Origin of the sequence: Novosphingobium sp. CCH12-A3 (genome assembly GCF_001556015.1) — a bacterium.
Classification (GTDB): domain Bacteria; phylum Pseudomonadota; class Alphaproteobacteria; order Sphingomonadales; family Sphingomonadaceae; genus Novosphingobium; species Novosphingobium subterraneum.
In genome coordinates this window covers 49065-68271 of the sequence record NZ_LSIA01000198.1, presented here as the reverse complement: position 1 = coordinate 68271, position 19207 = coordinate 49065, and the positions used below count along the sequence as shown (strand labels likewise).

Annotated in this window: 14 protein-coding genes and 1 pseudogene; 4 read left to right on the top strand and 11 right to left on the bottom strand. The window is 63.6% G+C overall.

Annotated elements, in window-relative coordinates:
- Positions 1-9: 9 nt before the first annotated feature.
- The 11 genes and pseudogenes from AX703_RS15065 to AX703_RS15010 form a co-directional block, all read right to left on the bottom strand.
- Positions 10-867 carry a GNAT family N-acetyltransferase gene (locus tag AX703_RS15065; RefSeq protein WP_062345204.1) on the bottom strand — a complete coding sequence of 286 codons (858 nt, stop codon included), beginning with the start codon at positions 865-867 and terminating at the stop codon, positions 10-12.
- Positions 868-1042: 175 nt separating this feature from the next.
- Positions 1043-1759: a cupin domain-containing protein gene (locus tag AX703_RS15060; RefSeq protein WP_156135823.1), complete on the bottom strand. Its 717-nt coding sequence runs from the start codon at positions 1757-1759 to the stop codon at positions 1043-1045.
- On the bottom strand, positions 1756-2682 hold the full coding sequence (locus AX703_RS15055; protein ID WP_062345202.1) for an ornithine cyclodeaminase family protein: 927 nt from the start codon (positions 2680-2682) through the stop codon (positions 1756-1758). Before AX703_RS15055 ends, AX703_RS15060 begins: the two co-directional genes overlap by 4 nt.
- Complete coding sequence (locus AX703_RS15050; RefSeq protein ID WP_062345200.1) at positions 2679-4505, bottom strand: ABC transporter ATP-binding protein; 1827 nt, start codon at positions 4503-4505, stop codon at positions 2679-2681. The genes AX703_RS15055 and AX703_RS15050 overlap by 4 nt, the downstream gene beginning before the upstream one ends.
- Positions 4502-5323 (bottom strand): ABC transporter permease, encoded by an 822-nt coding sequence (locus AX703_RS15045; protein WP_039336042.1) that lies wholly within the window; start codon positions 5321-5323, stop codon positions 4502-4504. Before AX703_RS15045 ends, AX703_RS15050 begins: the two co-directional genes overlap by 4 nt.
- Before the next feature lie 2 nt (positions 5324-5325).
- Positions 5326-6306: an ABC transporter permease gene (locus tag AX703_RS15040; protein ID WP_052242552.1), complete on the bottom strand. Its 981-nt coding sequence runs from the start codon at positions 6304-6306 to the stop codon at positions 5326-5328.
- Positions 6303-7820 (bottom strand): ABC transporter substrate-binding protein, encoded by a 1518-nt coding sequence (locus AX703_RS15035; RefSeq protein ID WP_062345198.1) that lies wholly within the window; start codon positions 7818-7820, stop codon positions 6303-6305. The genes AX703_RS15040 and AX703_RS15035 overlap by 4 nt, the downstream gene beginning before the upstream one ends.
- Positions 7820-8494, bottom strand: coding sequence for a haloacid dehalogenase type II (locus AX703_RS15030; protein WP_039335937.1), 675 nt, complete (start codon positions 8492-8494; stop codon positions 7820-7822). The genes AX703_RS15035 and AX703_RS15030 overlap by 1 nt, the downstream gene beginning before the upstream one ends.
- Positions 8495-8662: 168 nt before the next feature.
- Positions 8663-9592: a glyoxylate/hydroxypyruvate reductase A gene (locus AX703_RS15025; protein WP_062345250.1), complete on the bottom strand. Its 930-nt coding sequence runs from the start codon at positions 9590-9592 to the stop codon at positions 8663-8665.
- A pseudogene (locus tag AX703_RS15015) lies at positions 9589-10559 on the bottom strand (PepSY-associated TM helix domain-containing protein). The gene AX703_RS15025 and the pseudogene AX703_RS15015 overlap by 4 nt, the downstream one beginning before the upstream one ends.
- Before the next feature lie 93 nt (positions 10560-10652).
- On the bottom strand, positions 10653-12836 hold the full coding sequence (locus tag AX703_RS15010; RefSeq protein ID WP_369821028.1) for a TonB-dependent siderophore receptor: 2184 nt from the start codon (positions 12834-12836) through the stop codon (positions 10653-10655).
- Positions 12837-13241: 405 nt separating this feature from the next.
- Between AX703_RS15010 and AX703_RS15005 the strand changes: the two genes are divergently transcribed.
- From AX703_RS15005 to AX703_RS14990, 4 genes are all read left to right on the top strand, one after another.
- Positions 13242-13628, top strand: coding sequence for a hypothetical protein (locus AX703_RS15005; protein ID WP_197423735.1), 387 nt, complete (start codon positions 13242-13244; stop codon positions 13626-13628).
- Between the two features lie 63 nt (positions 13629-13691).
- The gene (locus tag AX703_RS15000) at positions 13692-14801 is read left to right on the top strand and encodes an efflux RND transporter periplasmic adaptor subunit (protein ID WP_156452075.1); all 1110 of its coding nucleotides are present in this window, start codon (positions 13692-13694) and stop codon (positions 14799-14801) included.
- Positions 14801-17908: an efflux RND transporter permease subunit gene (locus tag AX703_RS14995; protein ID WP_062345186.1), complete on the top strand. Its 3108-nt coding sequence runs from the start codon at positions 14801-14803 to the stop codon at positions 17906-17908. Before AX703_RS15000 ends, AX703_RS14995 begins: the two co-directional genes overlap by 1 nt.
- Entirely contained in the window at positions 17905-19167 is a 1263-nt protein-coding gene (locus AX703_RS14990; protein WP_062345184.1) for a TolC family protein, read from the top strand. The genes AX703_RS14995 and AX703_RS14990 overlap by 4 nt, the downstream gene beginning before the upstream one ends.
- Positions 19168-19207: the final 40 nt, after the last annotated feature.

Here is a 19207-nt window from a genome sequence, read left to right as displayed (position 1 = left end):
AGAATGGCTTCAGCCAAGCGACTGGTTCGAAAGCGCCACCAGCATTGTCCCCGGTGCAGAAACCGGCGGTGCGCCCAGCGCCATGATCGGCGCCCGATCCACCTGTGGCAGGCCGATCTTAACCAGCCACGGCGCAAGGCCGCTCACATCGGTCACGTCGATCCGCACGAAAACGCCTTCATAAGCCGAAGCGAGTACGGCAACCATGGCCTTGGCATCCTCGGCACTGGCAGCAACCACCGGACCAATCACCACCCCGCGTCCCCAGCGCCTGACGCAGCCATAGCCCGAGATCACGCCCGCGCGCTCGACGACCACCGCGTCTGCCACCTCAAGCAGGGCGTCGAGCAGGACGCGTCGGTCCATGCCCGATGCCGCCGCATCGACCGCACCAATCGCCTCGCGGTCACTTGGCGTTGCTGCCCGCACCGGTACCGCGGTGTCGATCGCAGGAACCTTGTCCAGCACAGCCTGGTGCTGGGTAATGAAGCCGCAACGGGCAAAGCCCAGCTTGGTGTAGAGCGGTTCGCCATCCTCGGTGGTGATCAGAGTGATCCGCCGTCCCGCCGCATCGGCCAGCAGTGCCGCCATCAGCCTCCCGCCAATCCCCTGCCGCTGCGCATCGGGTGAGACGATGATCATGCCGATCGTGGCGAAATCATCGCCATAGGGCCACCACAGCGCCGTTCCCAGCAACTGGCCCTCAGCTTCGACCGCATAACCACGACCCAGCTCGAAGGCAAATTGCCAGTCTTCTAGCCGGTACGGCCACTTGAGCGCCTGCGAGAGGCCCTGCGCCTCTACGAGATGGTCCGATCGCAGCGCAGTCACGCCGTTGCTGTCGCTCCCGACCCTGGCCCCCGACATCTGCAAGATACTCCTCCACACCAACCGCCGGCAGAAATTTAGCCTACGGCGCGCTGGCCAAGGTTAAAGCGGATTCGCGCTGGTAAAATGTTCCGAAAGCCGGAAATCTTCACGGCGGTCATGCGCAAGATGCCGTCAGGCGCGGTATAATATGCCGCCCCTGACGGCTCCAAAGTCAGCCAAGCGGGCGTTGCGTCGCAAAGACCTTCTTCACGTATTCCTCGCTCAACCATGCACAGCCATCACCGCGCACGAAGAGGCACACGTCGTCCTTGCCGAACGATACGCTGCCATTCCCGTCAGTGAATGTCACCGCCCCTTCCAACAGCAGCATCAGCTCCACCTGACGATAGGGGATCTGACGGCGGTGATAGGGCGTGGAATCCCAGGTTCCGGCGCAGAATTCGGCATTGGCCGAAACGTAGTCCGAAAAGCCCCGGCAGGTCGGCACCTCGCCCAGCAGGTTTTCGATTGCGGGCGGGTTGGAAGGATTGAGCGGCGCATTCTTGTCGATCATCACCGGCGTGGTGCGGTTCCCGGCGCGATCCGTCGGCGCCGAATAGACCACCGCAAGCATATCGTCCGACGCGGTCCAGCCAAAGCCGCAGCCGAACGGCAGCGCGCAGCAGTCGTCTGCTCCTAGTGACAGCGTCGCGTCCTCAGCGGCAACCTCAAGCGAGCCTTGCAGCACCAGCACGAACTCATCGGCCGGCAGCGTTGAAACCTGCCCTTTGCCCCGCAGTGCGAAGGCAGAAACCACCGCCTTGTCATCGGCAAAGGCCGGAGCGGCACGGCCTTCAAGCCAGTCAGCCGACGGTTTGGCCACGGGCGCATAGGCGCGAATATCCATCACCGCACCTACTGCGGTCTGTCCGGCTTCCATTGTCGTCATGCGTTTTCTCTTTCCCATGCGGTAATCAGGCTGCGGGCAATGGTCAGGTCCTGCAGGGCAATGCCCGAACTGTCGAACACCGTGATCTGATCAGGCGACGTTCGCCCCTCGGCGCGCCCCAGCAGTACATCGCCCAGCGCGGTGATCCGGCTGCGATCGCCGGTGAAGTGCTGCAGGTCGCCCATCACCACCGCCTGCGCTGGATAATCGCAGAACAGCGCAGCGCGTTCGAAGAGCGCGGGCGGCAGCTCCTGCTTGCCCGCCGCATCCGATCCCATGCTGGCAATGTGCGTACCGGGTCGGACCCATTCCGCCTCGAACAGTGGCGCACGGGCGGGCGTTGCCGTCACGATGATATCGGCCCGCTCGCAGGCGCCCTGGGCATCGGCAAGCGTTGCCTTGAGGCCCTCAGCCTCGAGCGCCGCCACGAATTCGCGCCCCTTGGCCTCATCTCTCGCCGCGACCAGAACTTGCGTGATCGGACGGATGCGGGAAATGGCCAGGCATTCGAACAGCGCCTGATTGCCAGCGCCAAATACGGCCAGCAGCGAAGCATCCGGCCGTGCCAGCACATCGGCGGCAACTGCATCGGCCGCCGCCGTGCGATAGGCATTGACCTTGCCCGCCTCGATGACCCACTCGACCCGCCCGATACTCTGGTCGAACAGCAGGATCACGGAGTTATGCCGGGGCAATCCGATCTCGGGGTTACCAGGCCAGAACGAGCCGACCTTCAGCCCCGCAAAGCTCCCGGTCGAGGCCGACTTGATCGAAAAGCGGTTGGTTGGGGCAGTGCCATGGGCAAGCACCGCTGGAAAGAGAACCGCGTCTTCGACGACCGCACACAGCGCTTCTCTCGCCGCGGCATAGGCCATCTCGTGCGTTACGAGCGCAGCAGACTCTTCTTCTGTGATGAACTTCAAGACTGGTTCCCGTCCATTTGCAGCTCGCGGCCTGCCAGATCGGGCTCTGTCCGGTGACACAGCACCACATTGCCTGCATCCATCACCCGCAGCGGCGGCGGACTGGTATCGCACCGCCCCGCAATCGCTACCGGGCAGCGCGGCAGGAACCGGCAAAGCCCGGCATCGCCTTCCGCCAGGCCCAACTGTGCCTTGCCCTTTTGCCCTACGCCCGAAAGCCAATCCGTCCGCAGTTCGGGCACCGAGGAAATCAGCAGGTCGGTATAGGGATGATAGGGCGGCGCATCGTAGGTTGCGCTCTGGCCGCTTTCCACGCGTGTGCCCTTGTAGAGCACGACGATCTCGTCACACAGTGCCTTCACCGTCGCAATATCGTGGCTGATGAACAGATAGGCCACGCCAAGATCGCGGCGCAATTCTGCCAGAAGTTCAAGGATCGCCTCGCGCACCACGGTATCCAGTGCCGAGGTCACCTCGTCGCACAGAATCACGTCCGGATTGGCCGCCAGCGCGCGCGCCAGGTTCACACGCTGCTTCTGACCGCCCGAAAGCTCGTCACAACGCCGCTCCGCCACCCCGGCCGGAAGCTTGATCAGATCGAGCAGTTCGGCCACGCGTGCCTTGGCAGCAAGGCCGCTCATGCCATGATAGAAACGCAGCACGCGTCCGAGGATCTCGCCTACTGAATGCGCCGGGTTCAGCGCAACGTCCGCATTCTGAAACACGATCTGGATGCGGCGCAATTCCTCGCGGCTTCGCGCGCCGAGCGAGGCCGCCAGCGGCTGACCATCCAGCACGACCTCGCCCGCCGTAGGAGCCAGAAGCCCCGCCACTACGCGCGCCACCGTCGATTTGCCCGAGCCTGATTCCCCAATCACTCCCACGGCGCCGCCGCGCGGTACGGTCAGGCTGACATCGCTGAGCACAGGATGCGCGGGGCGTCCCTGCCGGTCGACCGGGCCGTATCCTGCATGAATGCCGTTAATCGATAGCAATGGGGCAGACCCGGCCGCACTCGGTACGGAGGCTTTGACCACGGGCTTGGCCGCTGCCAGCAGTGTGCGAGTATAATCGTCGGCAGGCGTCTCAAGCACTGCTTGCACGGTGTTCTGCTCACGCACCGTCCCGCGATTGAGCACGAGCACGCGGTCCGCCATCTGCGCCACCACCGCCAGATCGTGCGAAACATAGACGCCGGTTGCGCCCTGTTCGCGCACCACCTTGCGGAAGGCCTGCAGCACTTCCACCTGCGTGGTAACGTCCAGCGCCGTCGTCGGCTCGTCAAAGATCACCAGATCGGGCCGCGTGATCAGCGCCATCGCCGCCATCAGGCGCTGCAGCTGCCCGCCTGAAAGTTCGTGGGGATAGCGGCTGCCGATGATCTGCGGATTGGGCAGCGCCAGCGCCTCGAACAACTCGACCGCGTGCCTGCGCGCATCGGCGTCCGATGCAGTGCCATGGATCAGCGCAGGCTCGATCACCTGCTCGATCACCCGACGCGAAGGATTGAACGCAGCCGCCGCGCTTTGCGCAACATAGGTAATGCGATGCCCGCGCTGCGCGGCCAGACTGCTGGCGCCTGCACCATCGAGCGCGGCATCGCCAACCTTGATCTGGCCGGAAATCCTCGCCCCGCCGCGGGCATAGCCCATCAGCGAAAGCGCAATCGTTGTCTTGCCCGAACCCGATTCCCCGATCAGCGCCAGCACCTCGCCGCGTTGGATGGCAAACGAGACGTCATCGACGATGCGCAAAGGATAGCCGTCTGCCGCACGGACAGTCACGCACAGGCCTTCCACCTTCACATGGGGCTGCATCGTCATTCGGCCTTCCCCTGCGTGGCGGCATCGATCAGCAGGTTTACTCCAACCGTCAGGCTGGCAATCGCCACGGCGGGCGCAATGATCGCCAGCGCTCCTTCGGCAAGGCCAGAAGTGTTCTCGCGCACCAAAGACCCCAGATCTGCATCAGGCGGCTGCAGCCCGAGGCCCAGGAAGCTGAGGCCAGACAGCAGCAGCACGATGAACACGAAGCGCAGGCCGATATCGGCAAACAGCGGCTTGATCATGTTCGGCAAGACTTCCACCAGCGCCAGGTGCAGCCGCCCTTCCCCCCGCGCCCGCGCCACTTCCACGTAATCGAGTTTCGCCAGCCCCACCGCCAGCGAGCGGGCAATGCGGAAATTGCCAGGCACGTAGGTTATGGCGATGATTGTCGTCAGCAGCACCAGCGAGGATCCGAACGCCGCCACCAGCACCAGCGCAAAGATCTTGCTGGGGATCGAGATCAGCGTGTCCATGGCGCGCGAAAGCAGTTCGTCCAGCCAGCGTGGCCCCACTGCTGCGGTCAAGGCCAAGCCTGTCCCGATACTGGCGGCAATAGCCACTGCGATCGCAGAAAGCCCGACGGTAAAGCGCGCGCCTGAAAGCAGACGGCTCAAGACGTCGCGCCCGAGGAAATCGCTGCCCAGCCAGTAGGCACTGCTCGACCCGGCAAAGACTTCCTGATTTACGAAGGAGCCCGGCGGATAGGGCGCAATCCATGGCCCGATCACAGCAACCACGATCCAGAACAGCACCAGTGCAAGCCCGATCTTGCCCGATAGCGGCAGGCGCCCTGCACGGCGAATGAGATTGGCCATGGTCATCCCTGTCGCAAACGTGGATTGGCGAGGATGGCAACCGTGTCGGCGATCAGCACCAGCAGCAGGTATGCCGCGCAGAAGATCATGGCGCAGGCCTGCAGCAGCGGCATGTCGCGCGATGTCACCGCATTGACCATCAGGCTGGCCAGCCCCGGGTAGCTGAAGATCGTCTCCACGATGATCGCCCCGCCGAAAAGGTAGGAAAGGCTCAGCGCCATCGCATTGGCAATCGGCCCCACTGCATTGGGCAGGACATGGCGCACGATCAGGCGCGCTTGCGAAACGCCCTTCAAGCGCGCCATTTCCACATAGGGTCGGTCCAGTTCGGCAATGATTGCCGCCCGGATCATTCGCCCCAGCTGAGCAATCACACCCACGCCCAGAACCATCACCGGCATGGCATAGGCACGCAGGAACTCGCCCAGTGTCGGGTCCTGCGGCACAATGGTGATCGACGGGAGCCACAGCAGCTTTACCGAAAACACCAGCACGGCAATCGTCGCCACCAGGAACTCCGGCAGGGCCACCATTGCCAGCGTCATGATGTTGAGCGCGCGATCCGTAGACCTTCCCCGCGTAACGGCGGACCAGATGCCGATCAGAAAGGCGAACGGCACCGAAAACACGGTCGTCAAGCCCGCCAAAGTCAACGTGTTGGGTAGCCTTTCGGAGATGATCTCGGCAACTGGCTTGTTGGCAACGATGCTATTGCCCGGATCGCCCACGGCGATGGCCCGCAGCCATTCGAAGTAGCGGACCACGGCCGGCCGATCGAGGCCCATCTCATGCCGCAAAGCCGCAATCTGTTCGGGCGTTGCGCCTTGCCCCAGCAATTCCTGCGCCGCATCGCCCGGCAGCAGGCCGCTGATCGTGAAGACCACCGCCGAAACCAGCAGCAGGGTGATGAATGCAAGGCCGATGCGCTTGGCCACCAAGCGGGCCGGACCACGCCAGGGAGAACCAGAAGCTGCGCCGCTCATGCTTCAAGCCACACGTGTTCGCCGAAAGAATAGCCCATCAGGCCACCCAGCGGGATTGGTTGAAGCCCGCGAATGCGTCGGTCATAGCCGTCGAGCAGGCTTATGAACACCGGAATGCCCAGCCCCCCGGTGCGATGGATCATCCATTGCATCTCGCCATAGATCGCCTTGCGCAGTGCCGGGTCGCGCGATTGCCGCGCCTCGATCAACAGCTTGTCGAACTTCGCATTCTTCCACCCCGCCTCGTTCTCCGTCGCCTTGGACTGGAAGAACAGGCTGAACTGGAGGTCGGTCGTTGGCCGCTGGTTGATGTTCCCGAAGGTCAACGGGTGTTTCATCCAGTGGGTTGACCAATACCCGTCACTTGGCACGCGATTGATTGCCAGATTGAGCCCGATCTGCGCGGCGTGCTCCTGAAGGATCGACCCCATGTCCACGGATTGCGTTGCCGCCGGCGAGACATAGACCGGCAGGCGAGTGCCCAAGAGGCCAGACCGCTTGAGCAGGAACTTCGCCTTGTGCGGGTCGAACGCGCGCTGCGGAATGTCAGCGTTGAAATAGGGATCCAGCGGCGAGATTGGCTGGTCGTTGGCAATCGTCGCAAAACCCCGGAACAGCGCCCGCTTGATCAGGTCCCGGTCCATCAGGTGCTTCATCGCCAGCACGAAATCGGGATGGCCGGTCACTGGATTGTCCTGCCGCATGACCAGATCGCTATAGAGCCCTGACTTGGTCTCCATCACCAGATGCGATGACGATGCCCGCACCCGCTTCACCGATCCCGGACTGACAGAGATGCACATCTGCACGTCGCCCGAAAGCAGAGCGTTTACCCGTGAAAGCTCGTCCGGAATCGCGATCAGCTCGATCTCGTCGAGATAGGGCTGCCCCGGCTTCCAGTAGTTGGGATTGCGCTGCACGATCGTGCGGATGCCCGGCGCGAAAGCCTTGAGCGCGAACGGCCCGGTACCATTTGCCTTGCTGAATTCCCGCCGGCCGTTCTCCACGATCACGAACTGAGGCTGCGCCAGAATGATGGGAAGGTCGGGATTTGGGCCGATCAGGCGCAATTCCACTTCGTGCGCATTCACCCGGCGCGCACTGGCGAACTGCTCCGCCACTGCCTTGACCTTCGATCCCACCGCCGGATCACGGTGACGCAGCAGCGAATGGACAACATCGCCAGCATCGAGCGACTTGCCGTTGTGGAACTGCACGCCGCGGCGCAGGCGGATGGTCCATGTCACATTGTCGGTGGATTCGATCGTTTCCGCCAGACCCGGCTTCACCGCGAGCCCGCGATCGTATTGCGTCAGTCCGCTATAGAGCAGGAACATGCGCATGTAGTCGCTGGAATTGCCCGCACGCGCCGGGTCCAGGGTATCGGAAGTCGATGCGACGATTCCGGCGACGCGAATCCGGCCGCCCCTGCGGGGTTTCCCGATCAGCCTGTCGGCAGGGGCCAGCGCGACCCCCGCAGCAAGGCTTCCCAGCAAGAGACGGCGCGAAAGCATCAGAGGCCGACGACCGCGGGAAGCGCGCCGATGTGCGGAATTTCCACATCGCGATAGTTGGCGTTCGAAGGCTCATGTCCGCGGCCGATAAACACCCGGCAGCCAAAGCCGAGGTCGGTCGCGGTATTCTGGTCATAGCGGAAGCTCGACGAGACATGCATGCCCACTTCCGGTCCCATGCCGAGCTGGTCGAACATGTACTCGAATGCCTGCATGCGCGGCTTGTAGGCCTGCGCGCTCTCGGCGGTGTAGACCTTGTAGAATGTCGCGCCGAGCTTTTCGACGTTCGACATGATCTGGCTGTTCATCGCGTTGGAAAGGATCACCAGCGGGATCTTGTCGCAGATCTTCGAAAGGCCACCAGGCACGTCATCGTGCGGCCCCCAGGTCGGCACCGCTTCATAAATCGCGGTCGCCTCGGCCAGGCGGAACTCCACACCCCACTTCTTCGAACAGCGCTCCAGCGAATTGGCTAGGACTTCGCTATAGGGCTTCCAAGGACCCAGCACCTCATCGAGCCGATAGGCTGCCCAGTCATTGCAGAATTCCGGCAGAGCCTCGGCGGCAATGCGGTCAGCATAGAGTGCCGTCGCCATCTCCGTCATGCGGAAGCGGGTCAGCGTGCCGTAGCAATCGAAGCTGATGAACTTGGGCGTGAAAACAGCTGTGGTCATGATCGAAACTCGTTTCCTGTTTCTGGCCCCGTTGACTCTTGAATTCTCGAGGGCCTTGTGACCGGGAAAGATGACCACCGATCAGGCAGAACTTGCACCCGTTCGTTCAAGCCGGGCAAGGCGCGCTGCACTGTTCTGATGGGATTCCGCAGCACGTCATGCCGCACTTCAATAGCCCCGCTTGCGGTCGACTTCGCCCAGCAGCGCATCACCCGCCAGCAACCGCTCAAGATTGTCGGCCAAGACGTTACCCGCCGTCTCGTGGCGCGTCTCCGCTGCCACGTGCGGCGTCAGGAAAATGGCGGGATGGCTATAGAATGCATGGCCCTCGGGCAGTGGCTCGGGGCTGGTCACGTCAAGCATGGCTGCGCGCAACTGCCCTTGGTCCAAGGCTTCGATCAGGTCTTCGGCAACCAGATGACCGCCCCGCCCGGCATTGATGACGGCACTACCCACCGGCATCTTGGCAAAGGTCTCACGGCACAGAATTCCGCGAGTCTCGTCCGTCAGTGGGAGCAGGCAAACGAGAATGTCCGCCTGCATCAGAAATGCATCCAGTTGCTCCGTGCCGGCAAAGCACTGCACGCCCCCGATGTCGCGCGCGGTCCTGCTCCAGCCCGACAACGGAAAGCCCAGCGGCTTGAACACGTCCAACGCCGCTCGCCCCAGTTCACCCAGGCCCATCACGCCGATCCGGCTTTCCGACGCCAGCCGCGTGTGCCGATAGGTCCAGCGCCCGGCCCGCTGTTCCGAAATGAAGAACGGCAGGTCGCGATGCAGGGCAAGGCAAGCCATCGCCACGTATTCTGCCATGCCGGTAATGATGCCCTGCTCCACCATTCGCACCACCCGCACCTGTGGTGGCAGCGCGTCGATAGGCAACTGGTCGATGCCAGCACCCACGCTGAACAGGATCTCGAGGTTGGGAAACTGCGCAATGAAGTCCGGGGGTGCATTCCAAGTGGCAATATACCGGACGGCTTGCGGATCGACGCTGTCCTTGCCCCAGTGCAGAAAGGGCATTTGCGGAACGCGCGAGGCCACGATCTCGCGCCACACCCGACCGCGTTGTTCCAGACCGTGATAGAGCAGTGTCACTTGCGCATTTTCCTTTGCCGCCACCACATCATGGGGCCGGTGATCGAAAGAGCCATGATTGCCAGTGCCTCCAGAAGAAGCATGAGCATTCCGAAAATTCCCCCGCTGTCGCCAGTATGCAAAGGCAGGACCTTCATCCACAGGGCCGGACTTTGCGCGGCGGGAACGACGTGCAGCAGCCTTGCGTCCGAAAGCCTGACCGAGACGGCATGAACTGCCAATGGCCCTTCTTCCGGCGCGCGGAAGTTCACGTCGATCCGGTCAGCGGCCGGAAAGCGCACGTCCCGTATTGCCGCCGCAGGATAGGCTCGCGTTGCCGATCCCATCCCCCATCGAGTTGCATCGGACTTGCCACAAAGGCCGTGGTTGCCACCGGCGCGGCGGGTGCCAAATCGGGAGCGGCAAGCAGCACGCCAGTCGCCGCGCTGAACAGCACCAGCAGCGATGCCAACACGCCCCCGCTGCGATGCCATTGCCGCAACCGCACGCGCGCGGGCATCTTCGGATTGATCTTCAGCGATGTCTTCCAGCGCCCGGCCGCAGGCCACCAGAACCCTAGCCCGGTCCCGGAGAGCAGCAGCAGTACGATGCCATTGAGCGCAACGACGGCAAGGCCGGCCGTGCCCGACATCAGCCGATAGTGCCACTGCAGGGCAGCCTCCAGCGGAAAAGCCCCGATTGCACCTTCACGCAGGATCACGCCCGATGCCGGCTCGATTGCGGCATAGTGCATGCTACCGTCGGCGGTGACCAATTGCGCCATTGCCGGCCCGCCAGGATATGCAGGCAGGTAAAGCCGCGTAAGATGCATGCCGGTACGGGCCGCGGCCGCTGCAAGCGCCGGAACCCCGAGCACCGGACCATCGGAGCCTTGCGGTTCCAGAACGTAGGCAAGCGGCTCCCGCAGCAACAGGATTGTGCCCGTCAGCGCCTGCAGGAAAATCAGCGGCGCGAACAGCAGGGCCATACGGCGATGCCAGGTCAGAAAGCCGCTACGCGCCATGGGAGCTTTGCCGAAAAAGTCGGGTTGCCGGAGCGGGGGCTCCGGCAACCCGGTTCATCAGAACGTGAAGGTAGCGCGCACGTTGAACGCCCGCGGCGCACCCGGCGCAATCCAGAACCGCGAGTAGGATGCGGTATAGAACTCCTTGTCGAACAGGTTGGTCACGTCTGCCGTGAGCTTGATGTTGTCAGCCGGTTCATAGCTCGCCATTGCGCGTGCGATGATGTAGCCGGGCAGTTCAAACGTCGTGCCGGTCTCGCCCAGCCGCTTGCCGACATAGTTTACGCCCGCGCCCAGCGTGAAGCGCTGCTCACCCAGTGTGAAACCCTTGTTCACGATCAGGTTCGCCGCGTGCTTGGGAATGTTGATCAGCCGGTCGCCCGGATTGATGGCCAGCCCGAAGTCCTTGTCTCCCGCCGCCGTGGTCCATTCGGCATCGAGGAAGGCATATGTGGCGATGATCGAGATATCGCCCGGAAGATTGGCATTGAAGTCCACCTCGACACCGCGCGAGCGGGCCGCACCGCCGGCAATGGAGAAGCCGGCATTTGCAGGGTTCGTATCGGCGGTCAGGATGTTGTTCTTCTTCATCGTGAAGGCGGCGATCGAGCCGCTCAGCGCACCGCCGGGTTCACCCAGTCGCAAGCCCACTTCATAGGACTTGCTCATTTCCGCCGGGAACGGTCGGCTGGCGGCGTCGACCCCGCTGTTCGGACGGAAGCCTTCGCCATAGCCCGCGAAGATCGAGAGATCGTCGTTGATCTCGTAGAGCGCACCGGCCGTCGGACTGAACTGCTTGATGTGGACGCGCACGGTGTTGGTGGCAGGATTCGTGTTGTTCCGGTTCAGCACGGTCTGGCGATAATTGTCGTAGCGACCGCCAACGCGCACCTTCAGTCTTTCACCAAGGTCGATCTGGTCCTGGAAGTAGACGCCCCAGGCCTTTTGCGTCTCATAGGTATTGGTCAGCGGCGTCGTGCCGAGAGCCAGCGTCTGACCATAGACCGGGTTGAAGATGTCGACCGCGTAGTTCGCCGCAGTGACCGGCGATCCTGCGACATAGTTGTTTGCAGGGCGACCGCGCAGCTGAAGCAGGTCGATCCGGAAGCGGTCCCAGTCCGCGCCCAGCAGTACGTGGTGTGTGATCCCGCCGGTGTAGAACTTGCCCGAGATTTCGCCGCGCACGACAAGATTGTCGGTGCTGTAATCGCGCGAACGGCGCTGGCGGGCGAGGAAATTGCCGGGCTTGCCCAGCGTCTGGCGGCGGTTGGTGCCGAGCGGATCGAGTTCTGCCTCGCTCGAGAAGCCCTTGAATTCCGTCTCGCGGTAGCCCAAGCCGGCAAGGAAGTACCAGTCGCCCCCCAGCTTCTGCTGGAACTGCACCTGATGCCCAAGCACATCGACCCGCATGTCGCCATCGCCCGGCTCACCGAAGAAGGTCGAGCGGTCAACCACGCCAAGCTTGTTGTTTACCGCGATCGTGCCGCGATCGAACGGCACCCGGTTGTGCATGAATTCCAGCTCGTAGGAGATACTGGTGTCCTTGCTCGGCGCGAACAGGATCGAAGGATTGGCTGTGTAGAGCGTCTGGTGAATGGTATCGCGGAAGCTGTCGCCGTCCTGCGCCGCGCCATTCAGGCGGATCGCAACAGTGTCGCTGAGTGAAAGATTGTAGTCCGCCTCGACACGGTAGGTGTTCCAGCTGCCACCCTGAACGGCAAAGGTGCCGAACGTGTCGCCGACCTTGGCCTTCTTGGTGGTGATGCTGATCGTGCCACCGGGTTCGCCGCGGCCGAAGACGGCGCCGTTGGGACCCTTCAGGATTTCGATCTTCTCGATGTTCGATGCATCGCGCGGGCCGCCATAACCGCGGCCGCCATTGAAGCCGTTGACGAGCACGCCGCCTGCGAAGTTCTCGTCACCCGCAAAGCCGCGAATGGCAAAGCCGTCGAACAGACCGCCGAAGTTGTTCTGGCGCGAAACGCCGCTCGACAGGTCGAGCGCGGCATCGAAGCGGGTGATGTTGAGGTTCTGCAGCGTCTTGGCGTCGATCACCTGCACGCTCTGCGGAATGGAGGCGAGCGGTACGTCGCCGCGGTACTGCTGCCGCTGGCCGATGACGACCATTTCCTCGGCAGGTGCCGCCTCTTCCTCTGCGGGGGCTGCGCTTTGCGCCCAGGCAGTGATCGGCATCGCTCCCATGGCAACGCCGGCAATCAGCGCGCCCTTTAATGCGGACATTTTCTTCATCGCAACTTCACCCCTCGTCTGTGATGCGTGTCTCCGATCCCGCCGCAACCATGTAACATTGTTACATCGCCTTCAAGCGAAACCGTCGGTTTGAACCGTCCTGCGTCTTTGTTCTTATCCGTCGAGCTTATGGGTCCGCAGACGAATCTTCCGTCGAAAGGGTGCGCGGCGACGAACGATTATTGTGAAAAAGGGATGACACCGGAGTCTTTGTGCCGTCGTGCCCGTTTCCAGTCGACGCAAGGCCCGCGCAGCGCGCCCTTTCGTCGTGCGGGGCATTCTCCGCTGCGCCGGCGCCCCCAATCGGTGATTTCTGCTGAAAGCGCTTTGCTTTCCGCTCAATCCGTTCGCCAACGGCCAATATAAGGTCTCCAGTGCATACGGGAGGAGCCGCTAGTGACCCGCGAATTGCCCAATCATTCGGTCGTTGCTATGGGCTGCGCAATGCGGGAACTGCTGATCAGACTTGCGATCGTTTTCTCGGTCCTTCTGGCCGGAATGCACTTCCCTGCCCATGGCTCGCAGAATGCTATCGATGGCGAAGTCGAGGCATATACCTGCATTGAGCATGGTGAAGGCGACACTGCTGTCAAGCATTCCGCCCAGCCCGATGATCAGGCAGGGGAAGCGGCCCACCATCATCACAGCCCGATGGTCATCGGCATGGACCTGAAAGCCGGGGCAAACGACCTTGCTCCAACGCCATCATTGCACTTCCCGGCCAGGGCAACAGCGTTGACTCCGCGCAAGACAGTCCCTCCGCTTGAGCCGCCATTGACCTGATCCCTTGTGCAGGGCGGTTCGTTCGCGAGCCGCCACGAACTTGCGTTCAGGAAAGGCATTGCAATGAATACCCGCAATTTGGTTGTGGGCGGCACCTTGGCCGTCCTCGTGGCTGCTGCAGGCGGTTACGCGCTGGTCAAAAACGGCACCGCACCGGCGCCTCAAGCCGAGCAGGCTTCCGCGCCCGTAGCGCCGATGGAACTGACCGACGCCCAGTTCGCCCGGCTCGGCATCAAGACGGCTGCCGCGCGCCTGAGCGGAGAAGTGCCCCTGGGTGCAGTTCCTGGCGTCATCACGCTTCCCCCCGAAAGCCGGGTGGCCGTGACAGCCGCCCTGCCCGGCGCGATCCGGCAGGTCTTCGTGATCGAGGGACAGGAAGTGCGCCGCGGACAGCCGCTGGCAACAATGGTCAGCCGCGACGCGATGGAACTGGGCGGGTCGCGCAGCCGCGCATCGTCGCGCGTGTCGCTGGCAAGGGCGAACCTCGCCCGCACCGAAGCCCTCTTCAAGGAAGGCGTGATTGCCGGCGCGCGCGTGCAGGAAGCGCGGGCCGAACTTGCTCAGGCGCAGTCGGAAGCGGGTGAGGCCTCGCGTATCCTGGCAGCCTCCGGCGCCAGCGGCAGCGGCATGGTAACCTTGCGCGCGCCGATTTCAGGCCGCGTGTCCAAGGTCGGCGTGCAGACCGGTGGGCCGGTCGACGGCATGACCGCGCCTTTCGTGATCGACGCGGCAAATGCGTACCAGCTCGATCTGCAGTTGCCAGAGAGGCTGGCCGCGAATGTCCGCCCCGGCATGACCGTAGCCCTGCCCGGCATCGCCACAGGCCGCATTCTGTCGGTCGGCTCCAGCATCGATCCCGCAACGCGAAGCGTGGTTGCCAAGGCAACCATTGGCGGCGCGCAAGGGCTGATCGCCGGCAAGTCGGTAATGGTCACCATCGGTGCGGGCAGCAGCGGCGAAGTGGTGAGCGTCCCTTCCGCTGCATTGACCCGCATTGCCGAAAAGGACGTGGTCTTCGTCCGCTCCGGCAATCGCTTCGCGCTGCGCGAGGTTCGCCTTGGCGGCAGCGGCAATGGCGAGACTGCGATCTTGGCGGGCCTGAAGCCCGGCGAGGTGGTGGCAACCAGCGCAATCCCCGAACTCAAGATGCTGCTGGGCGGCGGGGGTGAGTGATGCTGAGACGCCTTGTTGAATGGTCGCTGGGGGCACGGCTTGCCGTGCTTGGCCTCGCGCTGGCGCTGGCGATTTTCGGAGGCTGGTCGTTCCAGAACCTGCCGATTGACGCATTCCCCGATATCTCGACCACGCAGGTCAAGATCATCATGAAGGCTCCGGGGATGACGCCGGAGGAGGTCGAAAGCCGCGTCATCACCCCTATCGAGATGGAGATGCTGGGCATCCCCAACCAGGAGATCCTGCGCTCGGCCGCCAAGTACGGCATTGCCGACATCACCATCGACTTCTCCGACAGTACCGACATCTACTGGGCGCGCACCCAGGTCGCCGAACGTCTCAACAACGTCATGGCCGATCTGCCCTCGTCAGTGGAAGGCGGCCTCGCGCCGATCTCGACGCCGCTGTCCGACGTCTACATGTTCACCATCGAAGGTCCGCAATCGCTGGCGGAAAAGCGCCGCGTGCTCGATTGGGTCATCCGCCCTGCCCTGCGCACGGTGCCCGGCGTGGCTGACGTGAACTCGCTCGGTGGCCATGCCGAGACGTTCGAGGTTCGGCCCGATCCCGGCGCCCTCGCGGCGGCAGGCCTGACCTATCACGATCTCCAGACCGCGATCGAAAGCGGCAACCGCAATGATGGCGCCGGCAGGCTGGCCAATGGCGAAAGCACGCTGATCGTGCGCTCGGTGGGCGCCATCCAGACCGCCGATGACCTTCGCGCCATCGTCATCCGCAGCCAGGCCGGCACTGTCCTGCGCCTTGGCGACGTGGCGACGGTAACCACCGGAAGCCTGACCCGCTATGGCGCCGTGACCAAGAACGGCACGGGCGAGGCGGTCCAAGGGCTCGTCATCGCCCTGCGCGGCGCCGATGCCAGCAAGGTCGTCGAAAACGTCAAGACGCGCATGACCGAAATCGAAAGCGGTCTGCCCCAGGGCATGACAATCGACGTGTTCTACGATCGGTCCGAACTGGTCGGCCACGCTGTCTCGACCGTGGAGAAGGCCCTGATCGAGGCGAGCGTGCTTGTCGTCCTGCTGCTGTTCCTGTTTCTCGGCAACGTCCGCGCCTCGCTGATCGTGGCGGCAGCCCTGCCCATGGCAACGCTGATCACCTTCATCCTGATGCGCTGGCTGGGCATGTCGGCCAACCTGATGAGCCTTGGCGGCCTTGCCATTGCCATCGGCATGCTGGTCGATGGCGCGGTGGTCGTGGTCGAAAACGTGGTCGATCGCTTTGCCCATCCGCACCACGGCTCGACCAGCAAGCTCCATCAGGTTCTTGTCGCCACCAGCGAAGTGGCAACCCCGGTTGCCTCGGGCATGGCGATCATTGCGCTGGTTTTCCTGCCGCTGCTCACGCTGCAAGGATTGGAGGGCAAGCTGTTCGGCCCGGTGGCGATGACGATCGTGCTGGCACTGGCCGGCGCCCTGGTCCTGTCGCTCACGCTGATCCCGGTCCTGTCCTACTTCGGCCTGAAGCAGGATGGAGGCCACGACGACCCATGGCTGATGCGCCAGTTGAATCCCCGCTATCATTCGGCCCTGCAATGGGCGTTCGAAAACCGGACGCGCGTTTACGCCATGGCCGGCGGGTCGCTGCTGGCAGCGGCGGTTGCCTATGGCTTCATCGGCAAGACCTTCATGCCGACGATGGACGAAGGCGCGGTGCTGATGCAGCTGGAAAAGCAGCCAAGCATCGGGCTGGACCACACCATCGCGGGAGACCTCAGGGCCCAGAAGCTGATCATGTCGAAGGTGCCCGAGGTGCAGGACATCATCGCCCGTGTCGGTGCTGATGAACTCGGCCTGGACCCGATGTCGCTCAACGATACCGATACCTTCATGCGCCTGAAGCCGCGCGAGGAATGGCGCGAGCAGGACAAGGAATGGCTGATCGAGCAGATTCGCCTCGCCATGGAGGAAATGCCCGGCGTCGAAGCATCGTTCACCCAGCCCATCGAGATGCGCGTTTCGGAAATGCTTACCGGCGTGCGGGGCGATCTGGCGCTCAAGATCTTCGGGCCCGACCTTGAAACCCTCGGTCAGATTGCCGCCAAGGCACAGGATCGGCTGCGCAGGATCGGTGGCGTTACCGAGGTCAAGACCCTGGCGGACGACAAGGTCGATTACCTCCAGATCGATATTGACCGCCTGGCTGCGGGCCGTGCCGGAATGCCGGTAGCCGAACTGCAGGACGTGCTGCGCGCCCAGCTCGAAGGGACCGACGCTGGCGTGGTTGCGCAAAGCCATCGGCGCGTGCCCATCGTGATAAAGGGCGATCCGGCCAATGCCGGGAGCCTCGATGTCTTTGCGAACCAGTTGATCCGCAGTCCCGACGGCACGCTGCTGCGCGTAGGTGATGTGGCCCGCGTCCATCAGGTCGAAGGCCCGGTCAAGCTCGACCACGAGAACGGATCGCGCTTTGCGGTGGTGCAGGCTTTCGTTTCGGGGCGGGATCTCGTCGGTTTCGTCGACGAGGCCAAGGCCGACATTGCCGCCAATATCCAGCTGCCGCCCGGATATCGCCTGGAATGGGGCGGTCAGTTCGAGAACCAGCAGCGCGCCTCAGCCCGGCTCGGCGTAGTCCTGCCGATTGCCTTGCTGCTGATCTTCGGCGTGCTGTTCTGGACCTTGCGCTCGATCAGGGCCTCACTGCTGATCATCGCGATGATTCCCTTCGCAGTCGTGGGCGGGATCGTGACGCTGGCGGTGTCGGGCGAGTATCTCTCGGTGCCCGCCTCGGTCGGGTTCATCGCCCTGCTCGGCATCGCCGTGCTCAACGGGCTCGTCATGGTCACGTATTTCCGCCAGTTGCGCGATCAGGGACTGACCTTGGAGCGAGCCGTCCGCCAGGGTGCAGAGCGTCGTCTCCGCCCGGTGCTGATGACCGCCGCGATCACCGCCTTCGGCCTCGTGCCGCTGCTGTTTGCCAGTGGTCCGGGCTCGGAGATCCAGCGGCCGCTGGCGATCGTCGTGATTGGCGGTCTCTTCACCTCGACGCTGCTCACCCTGTTCCTCCTGCCGATGCTCTATGAGCGGTTCGGCGAAAATTCCGCCGAGCGCGCTGCGCTCGATGGCGGGATGGAAGGCGCTTCAGCATGAAGTACAATCTTGTTCTTGCATGGCCGCTGCTGATGGCGGCCCCGCTCCTTGCCCAGACCAGCGACCAGTCGCTCCCCGGCCTCTCCGATTCCGCCGTCGTGGAGGCGATCGAGGCCCACCCCCGGTCTCGCGCGGCCGATGCCAGGGTTGAAGCTGCACGGCAGGAGGCGAACGCGCTGCGTGCCACCCAGAACGAGTTCACGGTGTCCGGCGATGTCAGCCGGCGCACCATCCAGGACGAAGGGCGCTACGCTGAATACACCGTTTCGCTGGAACGTCCGATCCGCCTGCCGGGCAAGTCCGCGCTTGACCGCAAGGCCGGCGCTCTCGGTGTCCGCGTTGCCGAACTGCGCGCCGAAGACGCCCGCCACCAGCTGGCGCTGCAACTGAACGAGCTGTGGTGGGATTGGGTCGCGGCAGCTGCCGAGGCCAGCACGCTGGCCCAGACGCAACAGACGCTGGAGCGCGCCTATCGGGCAGTGGACAGCCAGGTGCGCGTGCAGGATGCTGCGCAAGTGGATGCCGACCGGGCCATGGCCGAGGCCGCCATGAACCGCGCCGGGCTGGATGCGGCGCTTTCCGGGGCAGGAATTGCGCGCGAAAGGCTGGTCGCCCAGTTCCCGCAACTGGCCTTGCCTGCCGAAGCGCCACCGTTGTCCAAGCCGGGGCTGCCACCTGAGGAACTTGCCCGCCTGCGCGAAGCCGTCATGACCTGCAATCATGAACTCCCCGCGGCATTAGCCGAATCCGAGCGGCTCGCCGCCCTGGCTGAGCGCAGCCGTCGCAACCGCATCGCCGATCCGACTATCGGCGCGCAGTTCTTCAGCGAACGGGGCGGACTGGAACGTGGCGCCGGAATCGTGTTTTCGATGCCGATCGGCGGCCGCTACCGCGCAGCGCTCTCCGATCAGGCCGCAGCCGAGGCGCAAGTCGCTGTTGCCGAGGCCGCCAGCGCCCGTTTCGACGTGATCGAGATGGCCACCACGGACTACTCGGCAGCGCTCGGGACGGTGCAGGCATGGAAGGCGACAGCGGCGGCCGCAGCCAGCAGCAGGCGTGCGGCCGACCGGCTGGAGGCCGGCAATCGCCTCGGTCACGTCGATCTCGCCGATCTGCTTCTCGCCGAGCGTCAGGCAAAGGATGCAGCTCTGGCCGAAACCCAGGCACGGGCCGCAGCGCTGCGGGCCGAGACGAAATTGCGCATCGATGCCCATCATCTCTGGCTCGATTGCAGCCACGAACAGGGCGAACAGGAATGATCCAGTAGTTGTCGGATTTTCGTTTCACCGTTTTGACTTG